The sequence below is a fragment of the Bradyrhizobium yuanmingense genome (assembly GCF_900094575.1).
Taxonomy (GTDB): domain Bacteria; phylum Pseudomonadota; class Alphaproteobacteria; order Rhizobiales; family Xanthobacteraceae; genus Bradyrhizobium; species Bradyrhizobium yuanmingense.
Window position 1 is genome coordinate 355,309 of sequence record NZ_FMAE01000006.1, and the last position, 12,438, is coordinate 367,746.

The 12,438-nt window shown below is 65.0% G+C and carries 12 protein-coding genes, 1 other RNA gene and 1 pseudogene; 7 read left to right on the forward strand and 7 right to left on the reverse strand.

Translation table 11 applies throughout. From position 1 onward, the window contains the following. Positions 1–117 precede the first annotated feature (117 nt). The 3 genes and pseudogenes from GA0061099_RS23070 (at position 118) to GA0061099_RS23080 (ending at position 3,309) form a co-directional block, all read left to right on the forward strand. Positions 118–1,317 carry a DNA recombination protein RmuC gene (locus tag GA0061099_RS23070; RefSeq protein ID WP_036026501.1) on the forward strand — a complete coding sequence of 400 codons (1,200 nt, stop codon included), beginning with the start codon at positions 118–120 and terminating at the stop codon, positions 1,315–1,317. Positions 1,318–1,450: 133 nt separating this feature from the next. After that, positions 1,451–1,752 (forward strand): annotated as a pseudogene (locus GA0061099_RS23075) (GIY-YIG nuclease family protein). 195 nt (positions 1,753–1,947) lie between these two features. Beyond that, positions 1,948–3,309, forward strand: coding sequence for an AmpG family muropeptide MFS transporter (locus tag GA0061099_RS23080; RefSeq protein WP_036026499.1), 1,362 nt, complete (start codon positions 1,948–1,950; stop codon positions 3,307–3,309). A 134-nt stretch (positions 3,310–3,443) separates the two neighbouring features. Here the strand turns inward: GA0061099_RS23080 and GA0061099_RS23085 are convergent, their stop codons facing one another. From GA0061099_RS23085 to ffs, 5 genes are all read right to left on the reverse strand, one after another. Continuing rightward, positions 3,444–3,878, reverse strand: coding sequence for a hypothetical protein (locus GA0061099_RS23085; RefSeq protein WP_036014102.1), 435 nt, complete (start codon positions 3,876–3,878; stop codon positions 3,444–3,446). An 88-nt stretch (positions 3,879–3,966) separates the two neighbouring features. Then, a complete protein-coding gene (recR, locus tag GA0061099_RS23090) occupies positions 3,967–4,569 on the reverse strand; it encodes a recombination mediator RecR (RefSeq protein WP_036026497.1) in 603 nt (200 codons plus the stop codon). Position 4,570: 1 nt separating this feature from the next. Beyond that, positions 4,571–4,891 (reverse strand): YbaB/EbfC family nucleoid-associated protein, encoded by a 321-nt coding sequence (locus tag GA0061099_RS23095; RefSeq protein ID WP_036014105.1) that lies wholly within the window; start codon positions 4,889–4,891, stop codon positions 4,571–4,573. 26 nt (positions 4,892–4,917) lie between these two features. Beyond that, on the reverse strand, positions 4,918–6,753 hold the full coding sequence (locus GA0061099_RS23100) for a DNA polymerase III subunit gamma/tau (RefSeq protein ID WP_074448056.1): 1,836 nt from the start codon (positions 6,751–6,753) through the stop codon (positions 4,918–4,920). Between the two features lie 95 nt (positions 6,754–6,848). Further along, positions 6,849–6,945: signal recognition particle sRNA small type (gene ffs / locus GA0061099_RS23105), an RNA gene on the reverse strand. Positions 6,946–7,145: 200 nt separating this feature from the next. On the opposite strand from ffs, the gene GA0061099_RS23110 reads away from it, so the two are divergent. From GA0061099_RS23110 to GA0061099_RS23125, 4 genes are all read left to right on the forward strand, one after another. Beyond that, complete coding sequence (locus tag GA0061099_RS23110) at positions 7,146–7,565, forward strand: HIT domain-containing protein (RefSeq protein ID WP_036026489.1); 420 nt, start codon at positions 7,146–7,148, stop codon at positions 7,563–7,565. Between the two features lie 10 nt (positions 7,566–7,575). Then, a complete protein-coding gene (nudC, locus tag GA0061099_RS23115) occupies positions 7,576–8,520 on the forward strand; it encodes an NAD(+) diphosphatase (RefSeq protein WP_036026487.1) in 945 nt (314 codons plus the stop codon). Between the two features lie 12 nt (positions 8,521–8,532). After that, on the forward strand, positions 8,533–9,450 hold the full coding sequence (locus GA0061099_RS23120; protein WP_036026485.1) for a sugar kinase: 918 nt from the start codon (positions 8,533–8,535) through the stop codon (positions 9,448–9,450). A gap of 97 nt (positions 9,451–9,547) precedes the next feature. After that, positions 9,548–10,057 carry an Lrp/AsnC family transcriptional regulator gene (locus GA0061099_RS23125; protein WP_025032510.1) on the forward strand — a complete coding sequence of 170 codons (510 nt, stop codon included), beginning with the start codon at positions 9,548–9,550 and terminating at the stop codon, positions 10,055–10,057. Positions 10,058–10,219: 162 nt separating this feature from the next. Here GA0061099_RS23125 and GA0061099_RS23130 read toward each other — a convergent pair whose 3' ends face one another. Both GA0061099_RS23130 and GA0061099_RS23135 read right to left on the reverse strand, forming a co-directional pair. Further along, positions 10,220–11,719, reverse strand: a complete 1,500-nt coding sequence (locus GA0061099_RS23130) for a phosphomannomutase/phosphoglucomutase (protein WP_036026482.1) — start codon at positions 11,717–11,719, stop codon at positions 10,220–10,222. 199 nt (positions 11,720–11,918) lie between these two features. Continuing rightward, the gene (locus tag GA0061099_RS23135) at positions 11,919–12,431 is read right to left on the reverse strand and encodes a TIGR02281 family clan AA aspartic protease (protein ID WP_036026480.1); all 513 of its coding nucleotides are present in this window, start codon (positions 12,429–12,431) and stop codon (positions 11,919–11,921) included. Positions 12,432–12,438: the final 7 nt, after the last annotated feature.

Genomic DNA, 12,438 nt, shown 5'->3' on the forward strand with positions numbered 1-12,438 from the left:
TAACCCCTCGCTAACCATAAAACTTCACCTTTCATTAACCATGAAATTTAGGGGGCGGTTAACCCAGAATGTTCCCTCTTCGTTCGCGAGAGCGCAGCGAATCGGCTACAAGGCGGCATGAACGAGATCATTGTCATGCTGGGCGACTGGCCGGTGCGCATCGTCGATGCGCTGATCGGCTTCGGTGCGCTCGTCCTCATCCTGCTGGTTGTGATTGCGGTTGTGATCGCGCGCTCGGGGCGGCGTGGCGCGGAACTCGCCATGGCGAACGCAATCCGTGCCGACGAGCTCGAGGAGCGGCTCGCCCAGGTGCTGCACGCCCAGAGCGAGGCCTCGGGGCGGGTCGACGCCATGACCCAGGCGCTGGCGGGACGCCAGGCCGAGATGGCGCGCGCGGTCAACGAGCGGCTTGATTCGGTGACGCATCGGGTCGGCCAGTCCATGGAACATTCGACCCGCAACACCATGGAGAGCCTGCGCGCGCTGCATGAACGGCTCGGCATCATCGACAACGCGCACAAGAACCTCACCGACCTCACCACGCAGGTGACCACTCTGCGCGACGTACTCGCCAACAAGCAGTCGCGCGGCGCCTTCGGCCAGGCGCGGATGGAGGCGATCGTCCAGGACGGTCTGCCCAAAGGCTCCTACGAGTTCCAGTTCACGCTTTCGACCGGCAAGCGACCGGACTGCGTCGTGTTCCTGCCCGACCAGCGCCCGCTCTGCATCGACGCGAAGTTTCCGCTGGAGGCGATGACGGCGCTGCACGACGCCCGCACCGACGAGGAGCGGCGCGTTGCCACGCAGCGGCTGCGCGGCGACGTGATGAAGCATGTCAGCGACATCGCGGAAAAATACCTCGTCACCGGCGAGACCCAGGAGATGGCGCTGATGTTCGTGCCGTCGGAATCGGTCTACGCCGAGATCCATGACGGCTTCGACGACGTGATCCAGAAGGCCTATCGCGCCCGCGTCGTGCTGGTATCGCCGTCGCTGCTGATGCTCGCGATCCAGGTGATGCAGCAGATCATGAAAGATGCGCGCATGCGCGACGCCGCCGACCAGATCCGCACCGAAGTGATCAAGCTCGGCGACGATCTGGGGCGCCTGCGCGACCGCGTGCTCAAGCTGCAAAAGCATTTTGCCGACGTGAACGAGGACGTCCGCCAGGTGCTGATCTCCGCCGACAAGATCGAAAAGCGCGCAGGGCGAATCGAGGAGCTCGATTTCAGCAAGAGCGATGCGCCGGAGGCGCCGCGCCTGGTGGCGACGGGAGCGGCAGAGCTGTTTCCGCGCAAGCTCCAGGCGGGGGAGTGAGACTAGGGCACACTGTCGTGCCCCGCGAAGGCGGGGCACCCAGTACGCCGTGACGATCGTTGTTAAGCCGACGTGCCGGTGTTTACTGGATCGCCCGCCTTCGCGGACGATGACGGCGGAATGGAAGGCGAAGATGGATCCACGCCAGTACTACGTGTACATTCTCGCCAGCCGAATTGGCGGCACGCTCTATATCGGCGTGACGAACGATCTCATCCGCCGGTGGCGCAGCACAGGTTGAAGGTCATCGAAAGCTTCACGGAAAAGTACGACGTCGCCCGACTTGTCTACTTCGAGCAGTTCGACGATCCCGAGAATGCGATCAAGCGGGAGAGGCGGTTGAAGAAGTGGAATAGGGCCTGGAAGGTCCGCTTGATCGAGCAGCATAACCCAAACTGGGATGACCTCTATCCTGGGATAGCCGGACCATCATGATGGCGTCATGCTCAATGTCATGCCCCGCGAAGGCGGGGCATCCAGTATTCCGCAGCCCGTGTGGTTGAACCGAGACGCCGCGGAGTACTGGATCGTCCGCCTTCGCGGACGATGACACCGAGCGTGTTGGAAGCTCTCCCGTCTCACCAGCTACCGCGAGAGTCTTTTCCCCCAGAATCTGCTAACACGCCCCCCATGACCGCACCCGACGCGACCTCCCCCGCCGCGACTTCCACCGCCTCGCCGTCCTGGCGCGACAGCCTTGCTGTTTACCTGCAGCCGCGGGTGCTGATCGTGCTGTTTCTCGGCTTCTCCTCGGGGCTGCCGCTGGCGCTGTCGGGCTCGACGCTGCTGGTGTGGATGGCCGAGGCCGGGGTCGATCTTGGAACGATCGGGCTGTTTGCGCTGGTTGGAACGCCATACACGCTCAAATTCCTGTGGGCGCCGCTGGTCGATGCGCTGCATGTGCCGTTCTTCACGCATGCCTTCGGACGTCGCCGTGGGTGGCTGGTGTTTGCGCAGCTGCTGCTGATCGGCGCGATCCTGCTGTTGGCGCTGACCGATCCGGCACGTTCGCCACTGCTTGTCGCGCTCGGCGCGCTGCTGGTCGCGACGATGTCCTCGACGCAGGACATCGTGGTCGACGCGTTCCGCGTCGAGAGCCTGCCCGAAAGCGAGCAGGCCGCCGGCATGGCCGCCTATGTCGCGGCCTATCGCATCGGCATGTTGGTCTCGACTGCAGGCGCCCTGTTCATCGTCACCGGCTTCGAGGCGATCGTCCCGCGTGGCGCCGCCTGGATGTGGGGCTATGTGGTGATGGCGGCTCTGGTGCTGATCGGCACGGCGACTGCGCTCGCCGCCACCGAGCCCGCACAATCCGCGCGCGCCGAGGCCGCCACGCAGGACGAGGGCGCGCTCACGCGGGTGTTCCATGCGGCGCTGGGCGCGTTCTCGGAATTCCTGCGACGCAAGGAAGCATGGGTCGTGCTCGCCTTCGTCGTGCTGTTCAAGTTCACCGACGCGTTCTCCGGCAACATGACCGTGCCGTTCGTCATCGACATCGGCTTCACGCGGAACGACTATGCCGTGATCGTCAAGGGCGTCGGCATCATCGCGACCCTGGCCGGCGGCTTTGCCGGCGGCTTCGTGGCCCGACGCTATTCGCTCGCGACCAGCCTGTGGATCGGCGGCATCGTGCAGGCGATGTCCAATTTGTCGTTCTCGTGGCTTGCGATTGTCGGCGTCAACGAATGGGCGCTGACCCTCGCGATCACCTCCGACAATTTCTGCAACGCCATCGGCACCGTGATCTTCGTCGCCTATCTCTCGGCGCTGTGCCAGAACCCGCTGCACACGGCGACCCAATATGCACTGCTGACGGCGCTCGCCGCCGTAGGACGGACCTATTTGTCGTCGGGCGCAGGCTATCTGGCGAAAGCGACGGGCTGGCCGATGTTCTTCGCGATCTCCGTCCTCGTCGCCATCCCGAGCCTGATGTTGCTGGCGTACTTGCAGAAGCGCGGGCATTTCGAGGCACTGGGGCCGGTGCGGGTGTAGGCACCCCTGTCATGCCCCGCGAAGGCGGGGCATCCAGTACTCCGAGACAGTCGTGATCGACCGAGAAGCTGCGGCGTACTGGATCGCCCGCCTTCGCGGGCGATGACACCGGAATCGGGGAGACGACTCCACCCCTACTGCTTCTTGATAAGGCTCCACTTCGTGATCACGGCCTCGCTCATCTGGCCGGGATCGCTGGCGCAGGCGACCTCGTCCACCTTCACGGAGATCTCCTTGCCGACGAAGGATTTCAGCTGGGCGGCCTGCGCCTCGCTGGAGGTGACGAGCTGGAACGTCTCAGGGCCGGTTTCGAGATTGCACAGCCCGTTCGGCGGCGGCAGGCGGCGCGGCTCGGACGTGATCTGGTAGGTCGCGACGCGCTTGCCGTTCTTGGCGTCGCGCACCTTCATCGCGTTGAGCTCGCCGGAGAGCACGTCCCCAGTGTTGATCGGCTTGCCGGGCTTGGACGGCGGCAGCGCCGCGTCGCCCTGCTGCGCGGAGATGGCCGGGGTCACCAGCATCAGCATCGTCGCGACCAAAGCCCATCGCGTGGCGAAAAGTTTCGTCATGTCGTCCGTTCCGTAAAGTCTGGATGGAGATTCCTGTTTTGACGCGTTTTCTTCACGCGAACCGGTATCCACTTCGCTCGAAAACGCTCTAGAACAGGGTGCGCTGCCGCATCGCAGCCGATAGCGTACCTTCATCGAGATAATCAAGCTCGCCGCCGACGGGAACCCCGTGGGCGAGCCGCGTCACCTTCACATTGGCGTCCTGAAGCAGGTCGGTGATGTAATGCGCCGTGGTCTGGCCGTCCACCGTCGCATTCAGCGCTAGGATGATTTCATGCACTTGCGAATCATGCGCGCGCGCCACCAGCGCGTCGATGGTGAGGTCCTGCGGGCCGACGCCGTCGAGCGGCGACAATGTCGCGCCCAGCACGTGATAGCGCCCCTGGGTGGCATTGGCGCGCTCCAGCGCCCAGAGGTCGGCGACATCGGCGACGACGACGATGATCGCAGGATCGCGCTTCGGATCGGTGCAGACGGTGCAGGGATTTTGCGTGTCGATGTTGCCGCAGGTCTTGCAGACCTGGACCTTGTCCAGCGCCACCTGCAAGGCGCTCGACAACGGCATCATCAGTGCTTCGCGCTTCTTGATCAGATGCAGGGCCGCGCGCCGCGCCGAGCGCGGACCGAGGCCCGGCAGCCGCGCGAGCAGCTGGACCAGCCGCTCGATCTCGGGACCTGCAACAGCGCCCATTTTATTGGCCGAACAGCCCCGGCGGCAGGCCGAGCCCGCCGGTGAGGGCCTGCATCTTCTCCTGCATGGCGGTCTCGGCCTTGCGGCGCGCATCAGCGAGGGCGGTGACGAGCAGGTCTTCCAGCACCTCGCGCTCCTCGGCCTTCATCAGCGAAGGATCGATCTTGATGCTCTTGACGTCCATCTTCGCGGTCATGCGCACGGCGACGAGACCGCCGCCGGAAATGCCTTCGACCTCGACGTTGGCGAGCTGGTCCTGCATCTCCTGCATCTTGGATTGCAGCTGCGCCGCCTGTTTCATCATGCCGAGAAAATCAGCCATGGGTGCGTGTCCTTGGAAAGAATGGTTCAGAGATCGTCGCCGTCGGAACCGTCGGGCGGATCGTCGCTGCCATAGTCGGCGTTAATATCGGTTTCCGGCGTCTCGGGAGCAAGCCTGCGGACCTCGACGACCTTGGCGCCGGGGAAACGCGACAGCACCTCCTGCACGCGCGGATCGGCTTCCGCGGTACGGGCATGCTCCTGCTTGGCCGCCTGGTTCACCGAACGCAAAGTCGGCTGGCCCTGCTCGTTGGAGACGATCACGGTCCAGCGGCGGCCGGTCCACAGCTCGAACTTCTTCGCAAGTTCCGAGATCATGGTCTTGGAAGCGTTGGGCTCGAGCGCGACTTCCAGCCGCCCCTCCTCGAAACGGACGAGGCGCATGTCGCCTTCGAGCGCGCTCTTGGTCATGATGTCGCGCTTCTGCCCTGCGAGCGCAACCAGCTGGGTGAAGCTCGCGATGCGCAGCTGGGGCGCCGCCCCTTGCGTATCCGGCGCGGGGGCCGCCATCTGCGGCCGGGCGCCACCGCCAAACGCTGGAGCCGAGGCTGTCGGCATGCGCACGGGCGCAGCTGACATCGGCGCTGCGGAGGCAACCGGCGCGGCCGGCGCGCCGTTGCGCGCGCTACTTCCGCCGTTCACGACCGGCGAGCCGCCGCCGTTCTGCTCGAGCATTCTGATCGCTTCGTCGGGCGTCGGCAGGTCGGCGACATAGGCGATGCGCACCAGAACCATTTCGGCCGCGGCTGCGGGACGCGTTGCGGCCTGCACCTCGGCGATGCCCTTAAGCAGCATCTGCCACATCCGCGACAGCACGCGCATCGAGATCTTGGAGGCGAACTCCTTGGCGCGCACCCGCTCGGTCTCGCCATAGGCGACGTTGTCGGCGGTCGCCGGGATGACCTTCACACGGGTGACGAAATTGACGAACTCGGCGAGGTCCGAGAGCACGACGATGGGATCGGCGCCGACATCGTATTGGTCGCGGAACTCCTTGAAGGCGGACGCGATGTCGCCGCGCGCCAGCGACTCGAACAGGTCGATGACCCGGGTGCGGTCGGCAAGGCCCAGCATCTGCCTGACGGCATCGGCCTTCACCTGCCCCGCCGCATGCGCGATCGCCTGGTCGAGCAGCGACAGCGAATCGCGCACCGAGCCCTCCGCGGCGCGCGCAATGATGCCGAGCGCTTCCGGCTCGATCTCGACGTTTTCCTTCGCCGCAATGCTGGCGAGGTGCTTCATCAGCACGTCGGCCTCGACGCGGCGCAGGTCGAAGCGCTGGCAGCGCGACAGCACGGTGACCGGAACCTTGCGGATCTCGGTGGTCGCGAACACGAACTTGGCGTGCTCCGGCGGCTCCTCCAGCGTCTTCAGGAAGGCGTTGAACGCCGCCGTCGACAGCATGTGGACTTCGTCGATGATGTAGACCTTGTAGCGGGCGCTGGCCGGGGCATAGCGCACGCTGTCATTGATCTGGCGGACGTCGTCGACGCCGGTATGCGAGGCCGCGTCCATCTCCAGCACGTCCATGTGCCGGCTTTCCATGATCGCCTGGCAATGCACGCCCAAGGACGGCATGTGGATGGTCGGCCCCTTCACCGATCCATCCGGCATCTCGTAGTTGAGTGCGCGGGCGAGAATGCGCGCGGTGGTGGTCTTACCGACCCCGCGGACGCCGGTGAGAATCCAGGCCTGCGGAATGCGGCCGGTCTCGAACGCATTGGAGACGGTACGGACCACGGCCTCCTGGCCGATCAGGTCGTCGAACGAGGATGGGCGGTATTTGCGCGCCAGCACCCGGTAGGGCGCATTGCCGGCCTGGCCGGCGCTATCGGGATCGGGAGGGGCGCCAGCGTCGGTCATCGGTCGATCCGCAATGAAATGTCTCTTGGCCGGCTTTTGCGGAAAGGAGCGCGCTGGCGGCTGGTGCCGCCGGCGCTGGTTCGCTCGAAAAACAGGTAGGAGACTGACGAGCGACCCGATCCGGACCTCGTTAGGGCTGCTTCCTTCCGGACCTGACCCGGTTGGCGAGTGGCTCGTCCACCGCCAATCTCCCGGTCCCTATTTGGGGCCAAAGGGAGCGGAAAGCAAGCGGGGTCTGGGGCTGTTCCGACGGCGCTTGGGGACTTCCGGCGCCGAATTCGCCCTCATTCGGCCTGCCCCACCGGGTCCGACGCATAAGGACCACGGCGCATACGGATGTTGTCTGGGGGCGTGGTCTCTGCGACGGTAAGAATCAATCCAGAGAAGCCTTCATGCCCGAACCCGCCTGGTCGCTGCACTCCCGCCTGAAAGAGGACACCATCGATATCGGCGACCTGCCGCTGTCGAAGGTGCTGGTCATCAAGGACGCGCATTATCCCTGGCTGCTGCTGGTGCCGCGGCGCGCCGACACGGTCGAGATCATCGATCTCGACGAGGTGCAGCAGGCGCAGCTGATGACGGAGATCTCCCGCGTCTCGCGCGCGCTGAAGGAGATCAGCAAATGCGACAAGCTCAACATCGCCGCGCTCGGCAACCTCGTGCCGCAGCTGCATGTCCACATCATCGCACGCCGCACCAGTGACGCCGCCTGGCCGCGGCCGGTGTGGGGCGTGATGCCGCCGCTGGCACACGACGCCGCGGAGGTTCAGAATTTCATCAGCGCGCTTCGCCGCAAGATCTGGTTGGGTTGAAAGAACAATAATGTCAGCATTCAACGCGTTTCCGCTGGGGCAGCCGGCCTTCGTCACCAACGTCCTCGACCGCGCCGCGCATCTGCGCCGCGACGACGAAAAGCTGTTCGCGCTGGAGCAGAAGCCGTCCTCGCGCGCCTACGTGGTCTATCGCGACTCGCTGCTGGTAAAGCGCGAGGGCGACAAGGTGCGCGCGCTGCTCGGAATCGACGAAGCGCTGAAATGCGGCGCCAATCCCGGCACGGTGTTCCTCGGGCTTCGCGACGGTGCGGCCGTGTTCGGCATGGGCCTGTCGCAGGCCGCCGCCGAGAAGCTGGTCGGCCGCGAGGATTATACCGTGACCGAGCTGCGCGGCATGGCGATGCAGGGCGCGATCCCGCCCGAGGAGCTCTCGGCCGTCGCGATGGCGAAGTCGATGGTGGGATGGCATCAGCGCCACGGCTATTGCGCCAATTGCGGCGTACGCACCAGCATGAAGGAAGGCGGCTGGAAGCGCGACTGCCCGAGTTGCAAGGCCGAGCATTTTCCGCGCACCGATCCGGTCGTGATCATGCTGGTGGCGTCCGGCGACAAGTGCCTGCTCGGACGCCAGAAGCAGTTTCCGGCAGGGATGTATTCCTGCCTCGCCGGCTTCGTCGAGGCGGCCGAGACCATCGAGGACGCGGTGCGCCGCGAGATCTTTGAGGAGTCCGGGATCCGCTGCACCGACGTGCAATACTACATGACCCAGCCCTGGCCCTATCCGTCGTCGCTGATGATCGGCTGCAGCGCGCGGGCGTTGAACGAGGACATCGTCGTCGATCGGATGGAGCTGGAAGACGCGCGCTGGTTCACGCGCGAGGAGGCGGCGAAGATGCTGACGCGGACGCATCCTGACGGGCTCGCCGGTCCGCATCCCTTCGCCATCGCCCATCATCTGCTCGGCCGCTGGGTGCACGACAAGAGCAGCGCCTGAGCCGAGCCGACGATGGCCGGGATCGCGCCGCGCATCCTCTGCATCGGCATGCCGGTGCGCGACCTCATCCTGCGCGTCGAGGCCTTGCCCGAACGCGGCGGCAAGGCGAACGCCAGCCATCTCGCCGAGATCTGCGGCGGCAACGCGCTCAACGCCGCGATCGCGATGGCGCGGCTCGGCGGCCGCGTCGCCTTCGCAGGGCCGATGGGTGATGCGCGGGAGACGTCGAGCGCTTTCATTCTCGCGCAGATGGCGCAAGAGAGCATCGAGACCAGGCACATCGTGCGCATGCCTGGCCTGAGCACGCCGGTCTCGGCGATCATGATCGAGCCCTCCGGCGAGCGGACGCTCACCATCTATCGCGATCCCGCGCTGTGGACCGTGAGGCTGCCCGAGGCCGATGCGCTTGTCGCCGATTGTCAGGCGGTGCTCGTCGAGAGCCGCTGCGCGGCGTTCGCCACCTCGCTTTGCGCCGAGGCACGCCGGCGCGGCATTCCCGTCATCGTCGGCGTCGACCGCGCGATGGCGCTGGAGGACGGCCTGCTCACGGCCGCCTCGCATCTGCTGTTCGCCAGCGCCCAGCTGCAGGAGACGGCCGGCATCGCTGACGACGGCGCGGCCTTGAAGCGCCTGGCGGAGCTGACGCCCGCCTTCCTCGCGGCCACAAGGGGCCCGCGCGGCGCGATCTGGCTGAACCAGGCGGGCACGCTGGAGGAAACACCAGCCTTCCCGGTCCAGGCGGTCGATACGCTCGGCGCCGGCGACGTCTTCCATGGCGCATTCGCTCTCGGCCTCGCCGAGGGCAAGGGGTTGCGGGAAGCGATGCGATTCGCCGCAGCCGCCGCGGCGCTGAAATGCACTCGCCATGGCGGCGGGCTGGCCGCCCCGCAACGCGCTGAAGTTGAAGAGCTTTTACAAGGCAAGCTCTAGAGCGATTCCACTGACGCGCCGAGATTATGGGCTTGCCGTGGAAAGATTTTCTCTATATCAGGGAAATCTGCCCCTGAAATGAAACAAAGTTCTTCAAATGACTGATGTCGCCGTCCAGATTCCCGAGACCAGCCGCCGCCTCGACGCCATCGACCGCAAGATCCTGATGGTGCTCCAGGAAGACGCCTCCCTCTCCGTCGCCGAGATCGGCGACCGAGTCGGCCTGTCCTCGACCCCCTGCTGGAAGCGCATCCAGCGCCTGGAGGCCGACGGCGTGATCATCAAGCGCGTCGCCCTCGTCGACCAGAACAAGATCGGGCTCGGCATCTCCGTGTTCGTGTCGGTCGAGAGCTCCGACCATTCGGATGCTTGGCTGAAGCGATTCGCCGAGGCCGTCAGCGCGATGCCGGAGGTGATGGAGTTCTATCGCATGGCCGGCGACGTCGATTACATGCTGCGCGTCGTGGTCGCGGACATGCAGGCCTATGACGTGTTCTACAAGAAGCTGATCAGCGCCGTGCCGCTGAAGAACGTCACCTCGCGCTTCGCGATGGAGAAGATCAAGTCGGTGACGGCGCTACCGATCCCGGCGGTGGTGGCGGCTTAATTTACGCCACACGGAAAGTGTCATCGCCCGATTTAATCGGGCGATCCAGTATTCCAGAGACGCCGGTGATAGAATCGAGAAGCCGCGGGGTACTGGATGCCCCGGTCAAGCCGGGGCATGACAGCGGAGCGAGAGGGACGGATCGCCTCTCTCAGGTGCTCCTCAAATCTTCTGATTGTACTCGCCGACTTCGGGATGCGTGCGCAGCACGCTGTTCACCATCTCGAACATGTCGTGCATGCGCTGCTCCGAGACCGGGCTTTCGACCACGACGACGAGCTCGGGCTTGTTGGACGAGGCGCGCACCAGGCCCCAGCTGCCGTCCTCGACCGTGACGCGCACGCCGTTGACGGTGACGAGATCGCGGATCGCCTGCCCCCCGATCTTCGCACCCTTTGCTTGCAGGCCTTCGAAGTGCTTCACCACCTTGTCGATGACGCCGTATTTGGTCTCGTCGGCGCAATGCGGCGACATGGTCGGCGACGACCAGGTCTTCGGCAGCGCGTTCTTCAGATCGGCCATCGACTTGCCGGGCGCGCGGTCGAGCATGTCGCAGATCGCGAGCGCCGAGACCAGGCCGTCGTCATAGCCGCGGCCATAGGGCTTGTTGAAGAAGAAGTGGCCGGACTTCTCGAAGCCCGCGAGCGCGCCGGTCTCGTTGGTGCGGCGCTTCATGTAGGAATGACCGGTCTTCCAATAGGCGGTCTTTGCGCCCTGCTTCTGCAGCACGGGATCGGTGATGAACAGGCCGGTGGACTTCACGTCGACGATGAACTGCGCGTCCTTGTGGATCGCCGACATGTCTCGCGCCAGCATCACGCCGACCTTGTCGGCAAAGATCTCCTCACCGGTGTTGTCGACCACGCCGCAGCGGTCGCCGTCACCGTCGAAACCAAGGCCGACATCGGCCTTGTGCTGCAACACCGCGTCGCGGATCGCGTGCAGCATCTCCATGTCTTCCGGATTCGGATTGTATTTCGGGAAGGTGTGGTCGAGCTCGGTGTCGAGCGGGATCACCTCGCAGCCGATCGCTTCCAGCACCTGCGGCGCGAACGCACCGGCGGTGCCGTTGCCGCAGGCCGCGACCACCTTGAGCTTGCGCTTGAGCTTCGGACGAGAGGTGAGGTCGGCGATGTAGCGCGCCGGATAGTTCTCGTGGAACTGGTAGGAGCCCCCGGCCTTGTTCTTGAATTCCGCGTTCAGGACGATCTCCTTCAGCCGCGTCATCTCGTCAGGGCCGAAGGTCAGCGGGCGGTTGGCGCCCATCTTCACGCCGGTCCAGCCATTGTCGTTGTGGGAGGCCGTAACCATCGCAACGGCGGGCACGTCGAGATCGAACTGCGCGAAATAGGCCATCGGCGTCACCGCAAGACCGATATCGTGCACCTTGCAGCCCGCCGCCATCAGGCCGGAGATCAGCGCGTATTTGATCGAGGCCGAGTAGCCGCGGAAATCGTGGCCGGTGATGATCTCCTGTTTGACGCCGAGCTCGGCGATCAGCGCGCCGAGCCCCATGCCGAGCGCCTGCACACCCATCAGGTTGATTTCCTTCTGGAACAACCAGCGCGCGTCGTATTCGCGAAAGCCCGTCGGCTTCACCATCGGCTCGGATTCGAAGGCGTAGGTGTTGGGCAACAATACGGATTTCGGCTTCGGGAACATTGAGTCGGTCTCGTGAAAGGGGGGCGGGAGTTGCTGCAGGCTTAGCGAATGCCAAACCGCAGCGAAAGGCGGGAATGAAGGCTTATGGCCGATAATTGCGGCAGTTTGGTAACGAAGAAACGTTACCGGGAGGGCGGCCGGAGCAAGGATATCATCTTCTTGAAATTGGCGACCGCGCGATCGCGCGGGAGGCGCGCCTCTACTGCTCCAGCACCATCTGCCCGTTGGCGTACTCAAAACGCTTCAGGCGGGACAGAAAGGAGAGGCCAAGCAGGTTCTCCGACAGCGCCTCGTCTGGCAGGACCATGGCATCGACGTCGCGCACGATGAGACCGCCGACGTCGAGCATGGCGATGCGGGTGCGCGCGGCCTTGATGGTGCCGTTGGCGGTGGAGACGGTGGCGTTGTACTCGCCGCGCGAGGGACGGAGACCAAACCGGGCGGCCGAGGTCTCGTTCAGCGCAACGACGGAGGCGCCGGTATCGATCATGAAGCCGATGCGCTGGCCGTCAATCCGGCCCTCGGTCTGGAAATGACCGCGGGCGTCACGGGCAATGGCCAGGCTGCGGCCGCCGGCCGGCGCTGTGGCCGCGACTGCGACCGTCGTGCGCGGCACTGACGTGGCGGAAGCCGAGCTCATCTTGTCCGCCATCTGCGCCATGAAGGTGCCGAGGCCGATCATGACGGCCGCGATGATCATAATGTTACGCATCACACCA

Bases quoted from the DNA above. Each gene is read 5' to 3' on its own strand.
- GA0061099_RS23070 (WP_036026501.1), top strand. From the start codon at position 118: ATGAACGAGATCATTGTCATGCTGGGCGACTGGCCGGTGCGCATCGTC.
- GA0061099_RS23080 (WP_036026499.1), top strand. From the start codon at position 1,948: ATGACCGCACCCGACGCGACCTCCCCCGCCGCGACTTCCACCGCCTCG.
- GA0061099_RS23085 (WP_036014102.1), bottom strand. From the start codon at position 3,878: ATGACGAAACTTTTCGCCACGCGATGGGCTTTGGTCGCGACGATGCTG.
- recR (WP_036026497.1), bottom strand. From the start codon at position 4,569: ATGGGCGCTGTTGCAGGTCCCGAGATCGAGCGGCTGGTCCAGCTGCTC.
- GA0061099_RS23095 (WP_036014105.1), bottom strand. From the start codon at position 4,891: ATGGCTGATTTTCTCGGCATGATGAAACAGGCGGCGCAGCTGCAATCC.
- GA0061099_RS23100 (WP_074448056.1), bottom strand. From the start codon at position 6,753: ATGACCGACGCTGGCGCCCCTCCCGATCCCGATAGCGCCGGCCAGGCC.
- GA0061099_RS23110 (WP_036026489.1), top strand. From the start codon at position 7,146: ATGCCCGAACCCGCCTGGTCGCTGCACTCCCGCCTGAAAGAGGACACC.
- nudC (WP_036026487.1), top strand. From the start codon at position 7,576: ATGTCAGCATTCAACGCGTTTCCGCTGGGGCAGCCGGCCTTCGTCACC.
- GA0061099_RS23120 (WP_036026485.1), top strand. From the start codon at position 8,533: ATGGCCGGGATCGCGCCGCGCATCCTCTGCATCGGCATGCCGGTGCGC.
- GA0061099_RS23125 (WP_025032510.1), top strand. From the start codon at position 9,548: ATGACTGATGTCGCCGTCCAGATTCCCGAGACCAGCCGCCGCCTCGAC.
- GA0061099_RS23130 (WP_036026482.1), bottom strand. From the start codon at position 11,719: ATGTTCCCGAAGCCGAAATCCGTATTGTTGCCCAACACCTACGCCTTC.
- GA0061099_RS23135 (WP_036026480.1), bottom strand. From the start codon at position 12,431: ATGCGTAACATTATGATCATCGCGGCCGTCATGATCGGCCTCGGCACC.